The sequence below is a fragment of the Pseudomonas aestiva genome, assembly GCF_039908605.1.
Lineage (GTDB): Bacteria > Pseudomonadota > Gammaproteobacteria > Pseudomonadales > Pseudomonadaceae > Chryseomonas > Chryseomonas aestiva.
On the sequence record NZ_CP150916.1, the window covers coordinates 2,143,288 to 2,161,735 of the forward strand.

Here is an 18,448-nt window from a genome sequence, read left to right on the forward strand (position 1 = left end):
ATAGTCTAGTCCTCATGGCCCGGGTGGCAACCCTCGCGGCGACCGTTGCCTGCCGCCGGCGGCCTGCTAAAGTGCCGGTCCCCGCCCTTGCGAGTGCCCAGGCATGCACATTCTCGCCGACGAAAACATACCGCTGCTGGACGCCTTCTTCGGCCCCCACGCCACCCTCGAACGCCTTCCCGGTCGCGCCTTCGATCGCGCCGCCGTGAGTCGCGCCGATGCGCTGCTGGTGCGCTCCATCACCCGCGTCGACGAGACGCTGCTGGCCGGATCTCGGGTCGGCTTCGTCGGCACCTGCACCATAGGTACCGATCATCTGGACCTCGGCTATCTGGACCAGGCGGGTATCCGCTGGAGCAATGCGCCTGGCTGCAATGCCCGCGGCGTGGTGGACTGGGTGCTCGGCGCCTTGTTGGCACTGGCCGATGGTGCTGGCGCCGACCTGGCCAGGCGAACCTATGGCATCGTCGGCGCCGGCCAGGTCGGGAGCCGCCTGGCCGAGGTGCTGCGCGGACTGGGCTGGACGGTGCTGGTCTGCGATCCGCCCCGCCAGGCTGCGGAGGGCGGCGGTTTCCACAGTCTCGAAGAATTGATCGAGCGTTGTGATGTGCTCTGTCTGCATACCCCGCTGATCCGTGACGGCGAACAGCGCACCCTACACCTGTTCGATGCGCCGCGCCTGGCGAGGTTGCGTCCGGGCAGCTGGCTGCTCAATGCCTGCCGGGGCGAGGTAGTCGACAACGCCGCGCTGTGTGCCCATCTGGCTGGTGGCGCCGAGCTGGCGGTGGCCCTGGATGTCTGGGAAGGCGAGCCGGGTATCGATCCTGAATTGGCCCGTCTCTGTCAGCTGGTGACGCCCCATATCGCCGGGCACAGCCTGGAAGGCAAGTGGCGCGGCACGGCGCAGATCTACGCGGCCTTCTGCGCCTGGACCGGGGAAACACCGCGGCTGGGTCTGAGCGACCTGTTGCCGCCGCAGCAGCTGGAGCGCCTGGTGTTTGGTGCGGATACGCCCGAGGCGACGGCCTTCAGGCGCGTCTGTCGTGCGGTCTATGACCCGCGCGACGACGATGCGGCGCTACGCGCGACCCTCGCCTTGCCGGCCCAGGCGCGGGCTCAGGCGTTCGACGCCCTGCGCAAGGGCTATCCCGTGCGTCGGGAGATTCCGGGGCTGGTGCTCGAAGGGGCGGGCGTGGCTCGGCTGGCGAGGGCCCTGGGCTGCGGCTGGCGACATGGCGACGGTTCCGAAAGCGGCGGTGTCGCTTAGGACCGAGGCGAAGCGGAAGCGTTCAGGCGGGACAACGGACTCCCGCCACCCGGCCCGCGCGGCCGAATGACGGGAGCCTAAGGCGAGGGAGCCGTACAGCGCTCCGAGCTTAGTGGTATTCGCAGAGATAGGCGGTGTCTTCCGCGACCTTGAGCTGGAACTTGGCGTTGGCCGGCACGGTGAACTGGCTGCCCGCGGCGAAGGTTTCCCAGGTCTCGCTGCCCGGCAGCTTCACGGTCAGGGCGCCGGCCACCACGTGCATGACTTCCAGCTGGCTGGTGCCGAATTCGTATTCGCCGGGGGCCATGACGCCCAGGGTGGCAGGCTTGGACTTGAGGCTGAAGGCGATGGATTTGACGGTGCCGTCGAAGTATTCGTTGACCTTGAACATCGGATTTCCTTGTGCGAGAGCGGTTGGGACCGTCGGCGAGTATGCCCAAGGCCGAGGCCCACTGTCACCGCTCCAGACGAGGCTAGCGCGCGAGGGCCGGCAGGCTGGCGGGTATCAGCTTGGCGGTGTTGCGCGCGTCGGTCTCGGCGCGGTGCAGTACCCCGGTAAAGGCCAGTCCCGCCGATTCCAGGGCGGCGGTGAGACCCAGCGGACGCGCCAGACCACGGGCCTTGGCGAAGGCCTGCTTGAGATTGCGATGCGGGACCCGGGCGAGGTGGGTGTGCAGATCGTATTCGCGCCAGGCCCGCTCCAGCAGACGGCGGTCGAAATCGCCCCAGCTGCACCAGCCGGCGAGGGTCGTCTCATAGGCGCCCAGCCAGGCCTCGAACGTCGGCCAGGTGCTTTCCAGAAGCTCTGCGCCATCGACATCGGCCTGGCTGATATGGGTGAGGTTGCGGCAGAAGGGCGTCAGCAGCGGCAGCCGCCGGGGCTGGACGAAACTCTGATAGCGATCGAGCTCCTGGCCTGCCGCATCCACCATCACCGCGCCGATCTCGATGATCTCCATCAACTCCAGTGGCCAGCCGCCTTCGTCGGTGGTCGCTTCCAGGTCCAGCACCAGCCAATGTTTCATCGTCACGCCCTCGGGCCAGCCGCCTCGCTCATCGCAGATAAGACGGTGGAAAGGCCGCGGGGTTGCGTGGCGAGGTGCGAATGAATGTTACATTCATGACTCGATGGCAGCATCTGGTCACGATGCGCTTGTGAGGCCCCGGCCTTGCTCTTAAGCTTGAAGCCTCTTTATCTGCGAGTTTCACCCATGGAGTGCCGTCCGGGTTGTGGCGCCTGTTGCATCGCGCCCTCGATCTCCTCACCGCTGCCACGCATGCCCCAGGGCAAGCCCTCCGGGGTGCGCTGCGCCCATCTGGACAGCACCAACCGCTGCGACCTGTTCGGCTCGCCGCTGCGCCCTGCGGTGTGCGGCGGCTTCCAGGCCGAGCTGGCGTTCTGCGGCACCAGCAGTGCCGAGGCCATGGCCATCCTGCTGCGCCTCGAAGGTGAAACCGCCGCCTGATCCGGTTTTGAATTGCGCTCTCCGACAACCACAACAACAAGGGACGTCCCATGCACAAGCCGCTTCGCTCCATCCTCGCCCTGACCCTGCTCGCAGCCACCGGCCTGGCCCAGGCCGAGGACTGGCAACTCGCCAAGCAGGAAGATGGCATCCAGGTCTATACCCGCGCCGTCGCCGGGTCCAAGTACAAGGCCTACCGCGGCGTGGTCCAGATCAAGGCCGATCCGGCCACCATCGCCAAGTTGCAGGATGATCCGCTGGGTTCCTGCAAATGGATCTTCCGCTGCCAGTCGCTGCAGGTGCTCAAGCGTCAGGACAACCAGGCCTGGACCTACATGCGCATCGACATGCCGTGGCCGGTGACCGCCCGTGACGTGGTGCTGCACATCACCGAGCAGAAGACTCCCGATGGCGGCTTCACCCGCACCCTCGAAGGCCAGCCGGACTATCGTCCCGCTGCCGACGGTTACGTACGGGTCGCAAGCTTCCAGGGCCAGTGGCGCGTGGTGCCGAAGAACGGCGGCGCGGAAGTGACCTACGAGGCCCAGAGCGAGCCGGGTGGCAGCGTGCCGTCCTGGCTGGCCAACAGCTTCGTGGTGGATGCCCCGCTCAACACCCTGAAGGGCCTGCGCCAGGCCGCGCAGCGCTGATCGACCGTTTCCAGGGCAACGGCCTGGCCCACTGACGCCAGGCCTGTTTATCACCACCCCTGTGCCAAGCAGTGGCGGTCCGCCCGCATTCCTGGGCAGACGTCCTTAATACCACCCCTATGGTGTCGAGGCATGAAGGGCGAACCCCTCTACCTTGGCGGTGGCAATCAATGAGCAGATACGGTCGTTGCCCGACTGCGTCTCTTACGGCGCCAGCCATCCACCAGCCGGAAGGCCAGCAGCGCGGCGCCGATGGCGGCGTAGAGCGCCCACTCTTCCAGGTCCGAGCGCACGATCCAGAGGTAGTGCAGCAGCCCCAGGCCCAGCACCAGGTAGGCCAGTCGATGCAGCTCCTTCCAGCGCTTGCCCAGGCGGCGCATGGCGGGACGGTTGGAAGTGACGGCCAGGGTCAACAGGATCAGCAGGGCCGCGGCACCGACGATGATGTAGGGGCGGCGCTGCAACTCCACGCCCAGTTGCGACAGGTCGAAGCCCAGCACGAAGGCCAGGTAGCCGAGGAAGTGCAGCAGGGCATAGGTGAAGGTCCAGAGGCCGAGCTGACGGCGGATCACCGGCCAGAGCTTCCAGCGGGTGAGGCGCGACAGCGGGGTCAGGCTCAGCGTCAGCAGCAGCAGCACCAGGGCGCCGGTCCCCAGCTTGTCCGCCAGCGCCTTGCCCGGGTCCGGGCCAAGGGCGAAGATCCAGGCCTGGTACAGCCACCACAGCGGCGGGCAGAGTGCGGCGACAAACACCGCGACCCGCCAGAGCAGCAATCCCATCAGTAGTTTCTCCGCAGATCCATGCCGCTGTAGAGCGAAGCCACTTCCTCGCCATAGCCGTTGAACATCAGCGTCGGCCGCACGTTGGGGCTGAACAGGCCACTGGGCAGGCGCCGTTCGCGGGCCTGACTCCAGCGCGGGTGGTCCACTTCCGGATTGACGTTGGCATAGAAGCCGTACTCGTTGGGCGCCATGCCCTGCCAGGTGGTGCGTGGCTGCTCGGCCACCAGGCTGATGCGGACGATGGACTTGATGCCCTTGAAGCCGTACTTCCAGGGCACGATCAGCCGCAGCGGCGCGCCGTTCTGGTTGGGCAGCACGCGGCCGTACATGCCCACCGTCATCAGCGTCAGCGGATGCATGGCCTCATCCAGGCGCAGGCCTTCCACATAGGGCCAATCCAGCAGGGCGAAGCTGGAATTCATCCCGGGCATGTGCTGCGGGTCCTTGAGCGTCTCGAACTTCACGTAGCGCGCCTTGCCGGTGGGTTCGACGCGCTTGAGCAGGCTGGCCAGCGGAAAGCCAAGCCAGGGGATGACCATGGACCAGGCCTCGACGCACCTCATGCGGTAGATGCGCTCTTCCAGGGTGTCGGGGCCGAAGAGGTCTTCCAGCCCGTAGGTGCCGGGCTTGCCCACCTCGCCATCGACTACGACACTCCAGGGTTGGGTGGGCAACTGCGCAGCATGGGCGGCTGGATCGCTCTTGTCCGGCCCGAATTCATAGAAGTTGTTGTAGTGGGTAGCGTCCTTGAAGGGCGTGATGTCCTCGCCCTTGACCGTGGCCGCCTGCCAGCGGGTACCGGGCAGCTTGCGTTCGAACCAGTCCGGGCCCTTGGCGGCTTCGACGTCGCCATAGCTGGAAGCGGCCGCCAGCGCCCAGCCGGGCAGGGCGGCGCCGGCGAGCAGGGCGCCGCTGGCACCGAGCAGCTGGCGCCGGGACAGGTAGACGGCTTCGGGGGTGATCTCCGACCCCAGGCAGGCAGAGCGCGGAACGATCTTGATCGGCATGACGGACCTCGGTGGGGTGCGCTCGCAGGAGAGCGGCTGGCTAACAGCGTGAGACATCCCGGTCGTGAAAAGCTTCCGACGCCAACGATAGCCTGCCGTCCCGGTCCGGCGGAAGGCCGTTGCGCGCCTGTCAGCCGGCCGTTCAGGTCGCTGCCAGGCAGGCCCGGGACCCCGTGCCATACTGCGGCGACCTCTCGCCCTCAGGAGTCCCCGATGAAGAAGCTGATCAATAGCCCCACCGCGGTGGTTCGCGAACTGCTCGAAGGTCTCGTCAGCCTGGATCCCGGCCTGGCCCTGCTGGCCGAGGAGCAGGTCATCCTGCGCCAGCCCCTGGCCGCTACGGGAGATCGCCCGGTGGCGGTGATTTCCGGCGGCGGCAGCGGCCACGAACCGGCCCATGCCGGCTATGTCGGCGAGGGCATGCTGACCGCCGCGGTGGCGGGAGACGTCTTCACCTCGCCCAGCGTCGATGCCGTACTGGCCGCGATCCGGGCAACGGCCGGTCCCGCGGGCGCCCTGCTGGTGGTCAAGAACTACACCGGCGACCGTCTCAACTTCGGCCTGGCCGCCGAACTGGCGCGCAGCGAAGGCATTCCGGTCGAGACGGTGCTGGTGGCGGACGACGCCGCCTTGCGCCATACCGTGGCCCCGGAAAGGCGCCGGGGCATCGCGGGCACCGTGCTGATCCACAAGCTCGCGGGCGCAGCGGCCGCCGCCGGGCGCCCCCTGGCCGAGGTAGCTGCGCTGGCCCGCGCCGCGAGTGCCGAATTGCGCAGCATGGGTGTCGCCCTGGGTGCCTGCACGGTGCCGGCGGTGGGGCATCCGGGTTTCCAATTGGCGGCCGACGAGGTGGAATGGGGCCTCGGCATCCACGGCGAGCAGGGCGTCGAGCGCGGTCCCCGATTGGGCGCCGACGGCACCGTGGCGCGGCTGCTGGACACCCTCATTGAAGACGGCGGCTATCCCGCTGGCACGCGCCTGGCGCTGCTGGTCAATGGCCTGGGCGCGACGCCGCCGCTGGAACTCGCCCTGGTGGCACGGGCGGCGCTGAGCCAGTTGCGCCAGCGGGGCCTGGTGGTGGAACGCGCCTGGACCGGTACCTTCCTCAGCGCCCTGGACATGCCCGGCTGTTCGCTGTCGCTGCTGCCGGTAGACGAGGCGCGCCTGGCGCTGCTCGATGCGCCGACCCGGGCGCGAGCCTGGCCGGGTGACGGCCGGGTCCCGGCGGCGCCCACCCTGTTGCCCGCACCCGCGGCAGCAGCCGAAACGACCCCTCGCACCCCAGGTCCCCTGGCAGAGCGGCTGCAGGCGACGGCAGATGCCGTCGTCGCCAGCCTGCTGGCCAACGAAGCCCGCCTCACCGAACTGGACAGCCGCGCCGGGGACGGCGACCTGGGCACCAGCCTGGCCCGTGGCGCTGAAGCCATGCGCGCCTTGCCCGCCAGCGTCTGGTACACCCCGGCCAGCGCCCTGGCAGCCACGGGTCAGGCACTGCGCCGGGCCATCGGTGGCAGCTCCGGACCCTTCTACGCCTGCGCCCTGATCCGCGCCGCTCAACTGCTGGACAGGGTGGAACGACCCACGCTGGCGCAATGGGCCCAGGCCCTGGATGGTGGCGTCCAGGCCCTGGCCGAACTGGGTGGCGCCCAGCCGGGCCAGCGCACCATGCTCGATGCCTTGCGCCCGGCAGCGGATGCCCTGCTGGCCGCTGCCCAGGCGGGCGCCAGCCCGGCACAGGCCTTTGCCGCGGCGCTCGCCGCCGCCCGCCAGGGCGCCGAGGCCACCGCGGAGATGCTGCCGGCCCAGGGCCGCGCCAGCTACCTGGGCGAACGCGTCCGCGGCATTCCCGATGGCGGCGCCGTAGCGGTGGTCTGTTGGCTGGAGGCCCTGGAGCCCGTGATCACCGGCTAGGCCATTTATCGCCCTGGCGGGTCGCGTGGCGATCGGGACAGCCAGGGCGCTCAGGAAGGTCGACACGCAGTCCAGGGCTACCTAGGCGCTCGGCCAGCTGCGCTATCCGGTCAGGCCCTGGACCCCCTCGTGAAAAGCCGCGTGCCTCGCCTGGCCGCGGGTCGTCCAGGGGCCTGAGCGAACCGCTTATCAAAACATTTCAGCGCATCCTTAAAGCCCAGATGCAACATGCCGATAGTTAGTATGACGATAACCAAATGGTTACCGTTGGCGCCTGTGCCGGCAGTTGGCCACCATTGAACTGGTTGATGTCGCACGGAGTAGATAACCCGCTAGATAAGGCACCCGCATGCGCACGAATTTGCCGGTCACCCAGCAAGGCCGTACCTTCAAGCAAGAGGAACGACTCATCTCCACCACTGATCTGCAGGGGAACATCACCTACTGCAACGAGGCCTTCATCGCCATCAGTGGCTATACAAGGGAGGAGCTGATCGGCAGTCCGCACAATCTGGTGCGTCATCCCGACATGCCGCCACCGGTGTTCGGCCACATGTGGGCGACCCTCAAGGAGGGCAAGCCGTGGATGGGCATCGTCAAGAATCGCTGCAAGAACGGCGATTTCTACTGGGTGAGCGCCTATGTCACCCCGATCCTCGAACAGGGCCGGGTGATCGGTTACGAATCCGTGCGTTCGCTGCCCAGCACCCGCGAAGTCCGTCGCGCCGGCGAGCTCTATGCCCGCATCAATGCCGGCAAGGCCCCTGTGCCCATGACGCGCCGCCTGGGCAGCGCCATCGCCGCCTGCTGGTCGACGGTGGCGGCCACCGGGGTGATCCTGAGCGGCCACTTCCTGCTCGACGACACGACTCAGGCGGTGCTCATCGTCGCGGCGCTGCTGGGTATCAGCGGTCATCAGCTCTATCGTCAGCGCGCCAGCATCGAGCGCATCCTCGCCGATCATCCGAAGATGTTTTCCAGTGCCGTCGTGGCCCCGACCTACAGCGACCAGTGTGGTGCCCCGGCACGCCTGGATCTGGCGCTGCACAGCGAAGCCGCGCGCCTGCAGACGGCCCTGACCCGGCTGGCCGACGTGGGCGACAGCGTGCGCGTCAAGGCGCGCGAATCCTCCCAGCTGGCCCAGTCCGAGGCCGAACTGCTGGATCAGCAGCGCCACGAGACCGATCAGTCCGCCGCCGCCATCACCCAGATGACCTCCACCATCCACGAGGTCTCGCAGAACGTCCAGGAGACCGCTCAGGCGGCGGCCAACGCCGAGAGCCTGGTGCACTCCGGGCGTGACAAGGCCGAAGAGAGCCTGACGTCCATGCGCGAACTCGGCGCGGCGGTCAGCGACATCGGCCAGGCCGTAGGCGAGCTGGCCAGTTCGACCCAGAGCATCGGCAGCGTCGCCGATGTCATCACCGCCATCGCCGAACAGACCAACCTGCTGGCGCTCAACGCCGCCATCGAGGCCGCCCGTGCCGGTGAGGCCGGCCGCGGCTTCGCCGTGGTGGCCGACGAGGTCCGCTCACTGGCCTCGCGTACCCGTGAATCCACCGAGCAGATCCACCAGATCATCGCCAACCTGCAGGCCAATGCCGACCGCGCCGTGGCCACCGCCAGTCGCGGCGAAGAGACCTCGCGCCAGAGCGAACGCCATTCGGCGGCGGTACGCGAGTCTTTGGAAGGCATCAGCGAATCGGTCAGCCTCATCACCGCCATGAGCCAGCAGATGGCCACCGCGGTGGAAGAGCAGAGCCACGTCTCCGAAGACATCAACCGGCAGATCAGCCGCATCGCCGATCTTTCCGATCACAGCTCGGCCCAGGCCCGTCGCGGCTCGGAGCTCAGTCGTGAACTGGAGGGCATGGCCGACTACCTGCACGACCTCACCGCCCGCTTCAATCGCTGAGTCGGGGAGGGCGGCGGTGATCCGGTATGATCGCCGCCCCGATTCGCTCCGGAAGTCCCGATGTCCCGTCCCGCCTGCGCGCGCTGTCAGCGGCCCCTGCCGTTGTGCCTGTGCGCGCTGATCCCCTCGCTGGCCAGTCGCACGCGGGTGCTGTTGCTGCAGCATCCCAGTGAGCGGCGCCATCCCCTCAATACAGCCCGCCTGGCCGCCCTCGGGCTCAGCAATGCGCAACTGGAGATCGGCGAGAGCTTTGCGGACCTGCCGCACTGGCTCGCCGGCCATGACGCCTGGCTGCTGTTCCCCGGGCCCGAGGCGATGCGGGTGGATCTGCTGCCTCCCGCCGCCGCGACCGAGTCGCGACGGCTGCTGGTGATTCCCGACGGTACCTGGCGCAAGGCACGCCTGCTGCTGCATGCCAATCCGTTGTTGGCGGCCTTGCCCAGGCTCACCCTGCCACCCGGGGCGCCGTCGCGCTACCGGGTACGCAAGGCGCCGGCGGCGGCTGCGTTGTCGACCGTGGAGGCCGTGGTCGCGGCGTTGAATGCACTGGAGGCTCCGCGCCGCTTCGACGCCTTGCTGGCACCTTTCGAGGCGCTGATCGACGGCCAGATCGCCGCCATGGGGCCGGAAACCTTTGCTCGCAATCATGGCAGGGCAGCGCCAGGCGATTGAGGGAATTACCCCGTGGCCGGAAGACTCTACCTAGGGAGTCAGCAGAGGAGTCACCCCATGTCCCGCTTCCCGATCCGCCAGCACAGCGAATTTGCCAGCTTTACCGCCCTGGTCCAGCCCCGCGCGGGCGGTGAACCCGATCAGCCTGATCCGGCTCCCATCCAGCCCAGCGAACCGGGCGAGCCCACCGTCCCCGATCAGGCTCCCCCGACCCCCATGGCCAGGGCCGCCTGACGCCGCCAGCGTCACCCACAAAAAAGGGCGATCATCGCTGATCGCCCTTTTTCATGCCTGACGGTGGCTAGCGCCGGGTCTTCTGCCTGAGCAGGTAGACCGTCACCGCCGCGCAACTGGTGAAAGCCGCCACCCGGGCCCAGACATAGGGCACCAGCCAGCAGGAAAACCCGACGCTGATCCACATGGCGACGATGGCGTAGACCTTGCCCTTGAGCGGAATGCCGTCGCCTTCCAGATAGGGTTTGACCCAGGGCCCCAGCCACCTGTGGTTGATCAGCCACAGGTAGAACCGCTCCGAACTGCGCATGAAGCAGGCTGCGGCCAGCAGCAGGAAGGGCGTGGTGGGCAGCAGCGGCAGAAAGGCGCCGATGATGCCCAGGGCCACGCTCAACCAGCCGATGCCCAGCAGCAGGTAGCGGACCCAGCCCTTGCGCTGGCGGGGTCTCGGAGTGGCCTCATCCATCGCTCAGTGACGCGGCTTCAGCAGCGCCGGTTTTTCATCGGGGGAATGGCAAAGCAGGAACAGCTGGGTCAGCAATTCCGGAATCTGCACCATCATGTCGGCAACCAGGCGGCGGTCCTGGGCGATCTCGGCGAATTCCGGCTGCTCATCGAACAGGCCCGAACCGACCATGATCGGCAGCAGCAGCTCGCTGACTTCGTCTTCGGCGTCCTCGAACCATACGGCTTCGCGCAGGAACACCCCTTCCATGAAACCGATGCACCAGCCGCGCAACTCGGAATCGTCCGGCTCCGGACCGAGCTCCAGGTCGCACGGCAGGTCCAGCTCTTCGTCGCTGCCCAGCACGCGCAGGATATGCGCCTTGAGCTGCACCAGGGAGCGCTCGATCTCTTCCTGCTGGGCGGCATCGCGATACTGCGGTGGCTCGGCGAAGAGCGCATCGATCCACTCGCGTTCGGGAACCTCTTCCGGGCAGATGGACAGGGCGGTCAGGTAGCCATGGGCGGCTACGTAGTCGAGCGCTTCTTCGTGCAGATCGTCTGCATCGAGAAAATCGCGCAGACGGGTCAATTGTTCGGCGAAGGACATCGGCTACTTACCTCGGAAAGGATTCGAAAGGGCAGAACGGCCGGAATTGTAGACGAGCGCCCGGGTCACGTCGAACTCGACGGCCTGGGGCCGGCCGACGGAAAAGCACCGCCGCAGTGACCCCGGCATCCGTATAATGGCCTTTCCATTCGAGGAGGCTTCATGTCAGAACCCGCGCTGCGCATCCTTAAAGACGTCTTTGGCTACGACGCGTTCCGTGGCAACCAGGCCCGGATCATCGAGCGCGTGGCCAGCGGTGGCGATGCGCTGGTGCTGATGCCCACGGGCGGCGGCAAGTCCCTGTGCTACCAGGTGCCGGCACTCCTGCGGCCCGGCGTGGCCGTGGTGGTCTCGCCGCTTATCGCGCTGATGGACGACCAGGTCGCCACCCTGCTGGAACTGGGTGTGTCGGCGACCGCGCTCAACTCCACCATGACCGGCGAACAGCAGCGAGCCGTCGCCGCGCAGCTGGAGCGCGGCGAGATCAAGCTGCTCTATCTCGCGCCCGAGCGCCTGGTCCAGCCGCGCATGCTGGACTTCCTCAAGCGCCTGCCGATCGCCCTGTTCGCCATCGACGAAGCCCACTGCGTGTCCCAGTGGGGGCATGACTTCCGTCCGGAATACATGCAGCTCGGACAACTGGCCGAACACTTCCCCGGCGTGCCGCGCCTGGCGCTCACCGCCACCGCGGATTCCCGCACCCGCGAAGAGATGGCCAGCCGCCTGCATCTGGAAGAGGCCGAGCGTTTTCTCTCCAGCTTCGATCGCCCCAACATCTTCTACCGCATCGTGCCCAAGGAAGCGCCGCGCAAGCAGCTGCTGGCCTTTCTCGCCGAGCGTCGCGGCGATGCCGGCATCGTCTACTGCATGTCGCGCAAGAAGGTCGAGGAGGTGGCCGAGCAGCTCAGCAACCAGGGCTTCCCCGCCTTGCCCTATCACGCCGGCCTGCCCAACGACGTGCGCGCCGCCAACCAGAAGCGGTTCCTCAACGAGGAAGGGCTGATCATGGTCGCTACCATCGCCTTCGGCATGGGCATCGACAAGCCCAACGTGCGCTTCGTCGCCCACCTTGATCTGCCCAAGAGTCTGGAAGCCTACTACCAGGAAACCGGCCGGGCCGGTCGCGATGGCCTGCCCGCTGACGCCTGGATGTCCTACGGCCTGCAGGACGTGCTGCTGCTGCGGCAGATGATGCAGAACTCCGAGGGCGACGAGCGCCACAAGCGCATCGAGCGGCACAAGCTCGAAGCCATGCTGGCGCTGTGCGAGGAAACCCGTTGCCGGCGCCAGGTGCTGCTGGCCTATTTCGACGAGCACCTGCCCCAGCCCTGTGGCCATTGCGACAACTGCATCGACACCGTCGAGACCTGGGATGCCACCGAGCCGGCGCGCCAGGCGCTGTCGGCCATCTACCGCAGCGGTCAGCGCTATGGGGTAGGGCACCTGGTCGACATCCTGCTCGGTCGCGAGACCGAAAAGATCACCAGCCTCGGCCACCAGCGGCTGGCCGTGTTCGGCCTGGGCAAGGCCCGTGGCGAAGACGACTGGCGCACCCTGTTCCGCCAGCTGGTGGCCCGCGGCCTGGCCGAGGTGGATGTCGACGGCTATGGCGGCCTGCGCCTGACCGAGAGTTGCCGGCCGCTGCTGCGCGGCGAGGTGCGCATCGAATTGCGCCGTGACCCCAAGCCCCAGCGTGGCCGGAGCAGCAGTGGCAGCGGCTCGGCCAGTGCCGCCAGCCAGCTGGTGCGCGCCGACGAGCGCGAACTCTGGGAGGTCCTGCGCACCCTGAGACGCAAGCTGGCCGAAGAGCATTCGGTGCCGCCCTATGTGATCTTCCCCGACGCCACCCTGCTGGAGATGCTGCGCAGCCAGCCGCGCTCGCTGGACGAGATGAGCCGCGTCAGCGGCGTGGGCGCGCGCAAGCTGGAGCGTTATGGCCAGGCTTTCCTCGACGTCCTCAATGACGGCGACGCCGCGCCGCCTCCGGTCGCTGACGTGCGCCACGAGGTGCTGACGCTGGTACGCGCCGGCATGACGCCCGAGCAGGCTGCGCGGCAGCTCAATTGCTCGGAAAAGAATGTCTATGCACTATTGGCCGAAGCCATCGCCGGGCAGCAGATCGCCCTGGAACAGGCCCTCGACCTGCCAGAGGATCTGCTGGCGGAAATCCAGGATGCCTTCCTCGAAGACGAGGGCGAGTTGCCGCCGGTCGCCCATGTCGCCGCGCGCTTCGAGGGGCGGGTGGCGAGTGGCGCGCTGTACTGTGTGCGGGCAGCCTTGCAGGCGGAATTGGCGGACTAGCGAGGCGCGGCGGTTGCCCCGCCCTGCCTGTAACCAGAATAATGAGAAAATCCAAGTACAAGGTTTAGCCTGAATGACCCCTACCGATCCACACCTGTTTGGCCGCCAGATCTTCCACGTCTCCCGTGCCTGGCGCGCCGAGCTAGACCGGCGCCTGAGCCACCTGGGGCTGTCTCAGGCGCGCTGGCAGGTGTTGCTGAACCTGGCCCGGATGAAGGGTGTCCAGCCTACCCAGCGTGAGCTTGCCCAGAGCATCAGCATCGAGGGGCCGACCCTGGCACGGCTGCTGGACGGCCTGGAAAAGCAGGGTCTGGTCAAGCGTCTGGCGGTCACCGAGGACCGTCGCGCCAAGCGCATCATGCTGACCCAGGAAGCCGGTCCGCTGATCGAGAAGATCGAGACCATCGCCGAAGCCCTGCGCAAGGAACTGCTCAGCGGCCTCGATGATGAAGAGATCGCCATCTGCCAGCAGGTGCATCAGCGCGTCCTGGCCAATCTCGAGCGCGGCTGACCGCCGTCTGGCGGCTAGCGTCGCCCGGATGCCTCCGCCCAGCCCCGGGGTCGGATCTGGCCGGAGCGTCTGGCATCGCTGCTGGCGCCAGACGCCACCCCCCGGCCGCTTTAATGCGTGCGGGGCCATCGGTTTGCCGTCTGTCGGTATCGATGCTACGTTCCAGCGTAGCGGAGGCGATTTTTGTGAGCCACCGCGCTAAAACACCGGTTTCCTCGAATACCTGACGCAGCGGTATCCATGGTCGCGAAACGCCGTCCCCTTGCCTTTGTTCTTCTGTCGGCCGCCGCGCTGACCCCTCTTCCTCAAGCGGCGTTCGCGCTCGGCCTGGGGGGCATCACCCTGCAGTCTTCGCTCAACGAACCTCTGCGTGCGCGGATCGAGCTGGTCAACATTGGCGATGCCGGTGCCGAGGACTTCCGCATCCATCTGGCGGCGAACGAGGCCTTCGCCCAGGCCGGCGTGGATCGCACCCAGTTCCTCGACGATCTGAAGTTCACCCCACACCTGCGCACGGCGGCGGGCAGCTATGTCGAGGTGACCTCGCGCCGCTCACTGGTCGAGCCCTATCTGGGCTTCATCGTTCAGCTGGAACAGCCGGGCGGCAAGCAGCTGCGCGAGTTCACCCTGCTGGTGGATCCGCCGCGCAGTGGTGGCGCGCCCACCAGCGTTGCCAGTACCGCCCCGGCGCGCATCCCGGCGGCGCCCGCTCGCGCCGCCGCCCCGGCCGCCGATCCGGTGGTCCGCCAAACTGTATCTGCACCGCGCCAGCGGCTGGCGCCTTCGCCAGACCTGGCCGCCGGGGAGGGCTTCTACCAGACGCGTTCCAGGGACACCCTCTGGAGCATCGCCAAGCGCCTGGGGCCAATGGCCAATCGATCGGCCGAGCAGCTCATGGCCGATCTGTTCGCTCTTAATCCGGCGTCCTTCGCCAACAATGATCCCGGACGGCTCAAGGCTGGCCAGCGCCTGCGCCTGCCCGTGGGTGTCAGCGAACCTGCGCCGCGACAGCCGGTAGCGGCCAGGACCACGCCGCCCGCGCCCAGCCCGGTACCCGCCGCACCGGTCACCACGGCACCCGCCCTGGCACCGGCACCGGCACCTGCTGCGCCAGCGCCTGCCGCAGCACCTGTCGCTGCGCCGGCACCGGCACCGGAATCAGTGGCGCCGCCAGTAGCGGCGCCGCAGCCGGCCGGAAGCTCTGCGGAAGACACCAAGCCCCTGCTGGTGACGCAGGATCTCGGGCGTCAGGTCGGCGATCTGGAAGGTCAGCTGACTCAGCTGCAGGAGCGTTACGACGCACTGCTGGCCCAGAAAGAGGTGATGATCGAGCAGCTCCAGCAGGACCGTGAAGGTCTGCAGCAGCAATTGAAGCAGGCGCGTTCGGTGGCCCTGTCCACGCCGACGCCCGCCCCCGCGCCGCCGGCACCGGAAAGCCCTGCCGCTCAGGCGGCGCCCGTCGCCTCCAGTCCTGCCGCGGGCAGTACCGACGAAGGTCTGTTGTCACTGCGCTCGCTGTTGTTGGCGGGTGGCGCGGCCCTGCTGGCCCTGGCCGGTGTGCTCTGGTGGCGCCGGCGGAAGGCGGAAGACGTCGTCTTCGACGACGCGGATGACGTCGAAAGTGTCGAAATGGTCGAGCCCTTGCCCGAGCCTGTGCTGGCCGCTACCCAGCCGGTGGTTGCCAAGTCCAGGGCCAAGCCCGCAGCCGTCGCCGCCAGCCCGGCGCCGGTCGACGATCATGCCGGTCGTGCGGAGATCTACATCGCCTATGGCCGCTACGGCCAGGCGCGGGAAGTGCTGGAAAGCGGCCTGGCCGAAGATGATCGGCGCCAGGATCTGCGGCTGCTGCTGCTCCGGGTGCTGGCCACCCTGGGCGAGGCTCCGGCATTCAGAGAGCACGAACAGCGTTTTCTGGCGCTGGGAGGCGTAGCGGCGAGTCTGGCGGTGCTGCATGCCCAGTTTCCCGGGATGTCCGCCGATCCGGTGGAGCCCCTGCTGGAGGACGATCTGGACCTCGACCTGCCGGCCTTCGATGCGCCGGCCAGTGAATGGTCGGCGGAATTGCAGTTTGCCGAGCCGGCGGTACCTGCGCCGGTGACCGAAGAGCACTACGATCTGGATCTGGCGGATCTGAGTCTCGATGAAGCCATCGCCCTAACCGAAGAGCTGGACGCCGATTCCGGGTGGAAGCAGGTCGATGCCCTGGAAGTCTCCCTGGAAGACGACTTCCCTGAAGGCCTGGGCGAGTTGCCGGCGGTCATGGAGCTGGACCTGAGTCTCGACGAGCACTTCATGGCCGATGCCATTGCCCGGCGGTTTGCCGAGGCCGAGGCCTGTCTCGATCAGGGCGACGTCCAGCACGCCACCTCGCTGCTGCAGGAAATCGTCAGCGAAGGTAGCGACAGTCAGCGCGAGCGGGCCGAGATCCTGCTCTCGCGCATCGCCTGATCAGAAGCTGTTGCCCAGGTTGATGTAGAAGGCGTGTTCGCCCTGGTCGCTCAGGCCATAGGTGAACCTGAGCGGTCCCAGTGGCGTATCCAGCCCGAGGAACAGGCTGGCCGCGCTGATGTTGCCGCTGTCGTAGTCGTCATCCCTATTCCAGATGCGTCCCTGTTCCAGGCTGCCGCCCAGATAGACCGGGGTGTCCAGCGGGAACAGCGAGCGCTGCGTGAGCTGGTGGTAGTAGATCAGCCGCGCCAGGCCGTAGTTCTGGCCGGACAGGGCATCCTGCCGATAGCCCGAGAGCTGCCAGGCACCTCCCAGCAGGAAGCTGCTGGTTACCACGTTGGTGTCGCTGTCCGTCGACAGGGTGCGCCCCAGGCCGCCTCCCAGCACGAAGGTGTTGTAGCCATAGCTGAGCGCCTTGTTCAGGTGCAGGTCCAGCTGCCGGTAGCGCGAATCCGAGCCCAGGCTCGGGTCGAACTGCTTGAGCGTCAATGCCAGGTCCTGGCCCTCCCGCGGGAAGTTCACGTCGTCCAGGTCGTCCAATGAATAGCGCAACTCGTAGAAGCCTTCGGTAAAGGATTCCTCCGGCGTGTCGCGCGGTCCGACATGCACCTTGGTACTGCCCCAGTCATGGCCGATACCCAGGCGCACCTCGGCCTTGTTGCCGATCTGCCGACCCACGTTGAGGCCGAAGCCATAGCGCTCGCGGCGGTATTCGGCGATGGGGTCGTTCCGCTCCAGTTGCTCGATGTTGCGGGCCTCGCCGCCGACGTAGGGTGCGATGAAGTAGCGTGAGCCCACATCCAGGGGTTGGTAGAACTCGCTGTAGAGCTCCTGGTGATCACCGATCTGCATCCGGGTCAGCCATTCGCCGCCCAGGCGGTTGAGCCCGTTGATGCGATAGCTGGCGCCGAAGTTGAAAGCGCTGTCGCCCCGCAGGTCGTCAGACAGATTCAGGCCCAGCCGCAGGAAGTCCGTACCGCTGCGCTTGCCGCGGGCATAGATCACCAGCACGTTGTCGCCAGGGCCGTCCCGGCGGATGCGGTATTCCACCTGGTCGAAATAATCCAGCCCGTAGAGGGTGCTCATGTCGTCCTGCAGCCGCTCGACATTGAGGGGTTCGCCCAGGCGCTGGCGGATGTAGTGACGAATGACCTCGTCTTCGACCTTGGAGTCGTTCTCGATGCGGATGGCGTCGATGACCGGAGTGCGGCTGCTGGGCGCGCGAGCCGCTGCCACTGCCGTGGAGCGCTCGCTTTTCGCGTCCTTGCGCAACACCGCCAGTTCGCTCGCCATGGCCATGGTCGCCCGATAGCCGGCATCGATCAGCGCCCTGACCTCGCTGAAGTCGGCGCTGGTGTAGCTGGCCAATGGCGGCTGGATCAGCAGGTCCTGCTTGCCCAGAGTCGCCAGCTGCGCCTGGGAATTGTTGCGCGTCATCAGGGTGGTGGACTGATTGAGCACGTCCAGCACCGTGGTCAGGTCCCGGCGCTTGAGCAGGGGAGTGCCGATGTCGACCACCACTACCCGCTGCGCGCCCATGTCCCGCGCCACGTCGATGGGGATGTTGTCGACCATGCCGCCATCCACCAGCAGCCGACCGTCGATTTCCACCGGCGCGAATACCGCCGGAATCGACATGCTGGCGCGGATCGCTCGGGGCAGATGACCATGATCGAAGACCACCTTCTCGCCGGTGGTGATGTCCGTGGCCACGGCGCGGAAGGGGATGGCCAATTTGTTGAAGTCCCGGGTATCGCTGGTATGCACGAACAGCTTTTCCAGCATCATCCCCAGGTTCTGGCCCTGGATCACCCCGATGGGCAGGCCCAGGGTGCCGTCATCCCGAAAGCTGAGCTTCTGCTTGACCAGGAAGTCCCGGTCATCCTGCTTGCGCCGGAAGGGCACGTCCTTGCGTGGCGGCTGGTCGGACAGTACCTGGCCCCAGTCCATGTCAAGCGCGATGCGTTCCAGTTCCTCGGCGCTGTAGCCGGCGGCATAGAGGCCGCCGATTACCGCACCCATGCTGGTGCCGGCAATGGCGTCGACCTGAATGCCCTGTTCCTCCAGGGACTTCAGCACGCCGATATGCGCCAGTCCCCGGGCGGCACCGCCAGACAGCACCAGGCCGACCTTCGGCGGCGGAGCACTCCAGGCCAGGGCGGACAGGAGAAGGCAGGCTACCAGCAGCAACAGGCGCATAGGACGGACCACGTGGCGGATGGAATCGGGG

At 67.2% G+C, this 18,448-nt stretch carries 17 protein-coding genes; 10 read left to right on the plus strand and 7 right to left on the minus strand.

The features are described 5' to 3' along the window. Nucleotides 1-103 precede the first annotated feature (103 nt). The gene (pdxB, locus tag AABM56_RS09940) at nucleotides 104-1,267 is read left to right on the plus strand and encodes a 4-phosphoerythronate dehydrogenase PdxB (protein WP_133859241.1); all 1,164 of its coding nucleotides are present in this window, start codon (nucleotides 104-106) and stop codon (nucleotides 1,265-1,267) included. Between the two features lie 109 nt (nucleotides 1,268-1,376). On the opposite strand, the gene AABM56_RS09945 is transcribed toward pdxB, so the two are convergent. Further along, complete coding sequence (locus AABM56_RS09945; protein WP_027597776.1) at nucleotides 1,377-1,658, minus strand: pyrimidine/purine nucleoside phosphorylase; 282 nt, start codon at nucleotides 1,656-1,658, stop codon at nucleotides 1,377-1,379. Nucleotides 1,659-1,740: 82 nt separating this feature from the next. Continuing rightward, a complete protein-coding gene (locus tag AABM56_RS09950) occupies nucleotides 1,741-2,292 on the minus strand; it encodes an exonuclease domain-containing protein (protein WP_133859240.1) in 552 nt (183 codons plus the stop codon). Between the two features lie 186 nt (nucleotides 2,293-2,478). Between AABM56_RS09950 and AABM56_RS09955 the strand changes: the two genes are divergently transcribed. Next, nucleotides 2,479-2,733 carry a YkgJ family cysteine cluster protein gene (locus AABM56_RS09955; protein ID WP_027597778.1) on the plus strand — a complete coding sequence of 85 codons (255 nt, stop codon included), beginning with the start codon at nucleotides 2,479-2,481 and terminating at the stop codon, nucleotides 2,731-2,733. Between the two features lie 50 nt (nucleotides 2,734-2,783). Continuing rightward, nucleotides 2,784-3,383: an START domain-containing protein gene (locus AABM56_RS09960; RefSeq protein ID WP_133859239.1), complete on the plus strand. Its 600-nt coding sequence runs from the start codon at nucleotides 2,784-2,786 to the stop codon at nucleotides 3,381-3,383. 167 nt (nucleotides 3,384-3,550) lie between these two features. Here the strand turns inward: AABM56_RS09960 and msrQ are convergent, their stop codons facing one another. Beyond that, nucleotides 3,551-4,162, minus strand: coding sequence for a protein-methionine-sulfoxide reductase heme-binding subunit MsrQ (msrQ, locus tag AABM56_RS09965; RefSeq protein WP_133859238.1), 612 nt, complete (start codon nucleotides 4,160-4,162; stop codon nucleotides 3,551-3,553). Next, the gene (gene msrP, locus AABM56_RS09970) at nucleotides 4,162-5,172 is read right to left on the minus strand and encodes a protein-methionine-sulfoxide reductase catalytic subunit MsrP (protein ID WP_133859237.1); all 1,011 of its coding nucleotides are present in this window, start codon (nucleotides 5,170-5,172) and stop codon (nucleotides 4,162-4,164) included. Before msrP ends, msrQ begins: the two co-directional genes overlap by 1 nt. A gap of 213 nt (nucleotides 5,173-5,385) precedes the next feature. Between msrP and AABM56_RS09975 the strand changes: the two genes are divergently transcribed. The 4 genes from AABM56_RS09975 (at nucleotide 5,386) to AABM56_RS09990 (ending at nucleotide 9,904) form a co-directional block, all read left to right on the plus strand. After that, nucleotides 5,386-7,083 carry a dihydroxyacetone kinase family protein gene (locus tag AABM56_RS09975; protein WP_133859236.1) on the plus strand — a complete coding sequence of 566 codons (1,698 nt, stop codon included), beginning with the start codon at nucleotides 5,386-5,388 and terminating at the stop codon, nucleotides 7,081-7,083. A gap of 349 nt (nucleotides 7,084-7,432) precedes the next feature. Further along, the gene (locus tag AABM56_RS09980) at nucleotides 7,433-8,998 is read left to right on the plus strand and encodes a PAS domain-containing methyl-accepting chemotaxis protein (RefSeq protein ID WP_133859235.1); all 1,566 of its coding nucleotides are present in this window, start codon (nucleotides 7,433-7,435) and stop codon (nucleotides 8,996-8,998) included. A 60-nt stretch (nucleotides 8,999-9,058) separates the two neighbouring features. Further along, nucleotides 9,059-9,670, plus strand: a complete 612-nt coding sequence (locus AABM56_RS09985; RefSeq protein WP_133859234.1) for a tRNA-uridine aminocarboxypropyltransferase — start codon at nucleotides 9,059-9,061, stop codon at nucleotides 9,668-9,670. 57 nt (nucleotides 9,671-9,727) lie between these two features. After that, a complete protein-coding gene (locus AABM56_RS09990) occupies nucleotides 9,728-9,904 on the plus strand; it encodes a hypothetical protein (RefSeq protein WP_166655853.1) in 177 nt (58 codons plus the stop codon). 67 nt (nucleotides 9,905-9,971) lie between these two features. Here AABM56_RS09990 and AABM56_RS09995 read toward each other — a convergent pair whose 3' ends face one another. Together AABM56_RS09995 and AABM56_RS10000 are read right to left on the minus strand one after the other, a co-directional pair. Continuing rightward, on the minus strand, nucleotides 9,972-10,370 hold the full coding sequence (locus AABM56_RS09995) for a YbaN family protein (protein ID WP_133859233.1): 399 nt from the start codon (nucleotides 10,368-10,370) through the stop codon (nucleotides 9,972-9,974). A gap of 3 nt (nucleotides 10,371-10,373) precedes the next feature. After that, nucleotides 10,374-10,958 carry a YecA family protein gene (locus AABM56_RS10000; protein WP_133859232.1) on the minus strand — a complete coding sequence of 195 codons (585 nt, stop codon included), beginning with the start codon at nucleotides 10,956-10,958 and terminating at the stop codon, nucleotides 10,374-10,376. A 162-nt stretch (nucleotides 10,959-11,120) separates the two neighbouring features. Here AABM56_RS10000 and recQ point away from each other — a divergent pair, with 162 nt between their 5' ends. The 3 genes from recQ to AABM56_RS10015 all read left to right on the plus strand — a co-directional run bounded on the left by recQ (nucleotide 11,121) and on the right by AABM56_RS10015 (nucleotide 16,218). Next, nucleotides 11,121-13,259: a DNA helicase RecQ gene (gene recQ, locus AABM56_RS10005; RefSeq protein WP_133859231.1), complete on the plus strand. Its 2,139-nt coding sequence runs from the start codon at nucleotides 11,121-11,123 to the stop codon at nucleotides 13,257-13,259. Nucleotides 13,260-13,332: 73 nt separating this feature from the next. Beyond that, the gene (locus tag AABM56_RS10010) at nucleotides 13,333-13,770 is read left to right on the plus strand and encodes a MarR family transcriptional regulator (RefSeq protein ID WP_007162293.1); all 438 of its coding nucleotides are present in this window, start codon (nucleotides 13,333-13,335) and stop codon (nucleotides 13,768-13,770) included. A 240-nt stretch (nucleotides 13,771-14,010) separates the two neighbouring features. Continuing rightward, nucleotides 14,011-16,218, plus strand: a complete 2,208-nt coding sequence (locus tag AABM56_RS10015; protein ID WP_133859230.1) for a FimV/HubP family polar landmark protein — start codon at nucleotides 14,011-14,013, stop codon at nucleotides 16,216-16,218. Here the strand turns inward: AABM56_RS10015 and AABM56_RS10020 are convergent, their stop codons facing one another. Further along, entirely contained in the window at nucleotides 16,219-18,417 is a 2,199-nt protein-coding gene (locus tag AABM56_RS10020) for a patatin-like phospholipase family protein (protein WP_347884060.1), read from the minus strand. Between the last annotated feature and the right edge of the window lie 31 nt (nucleotides 18,418-18,448).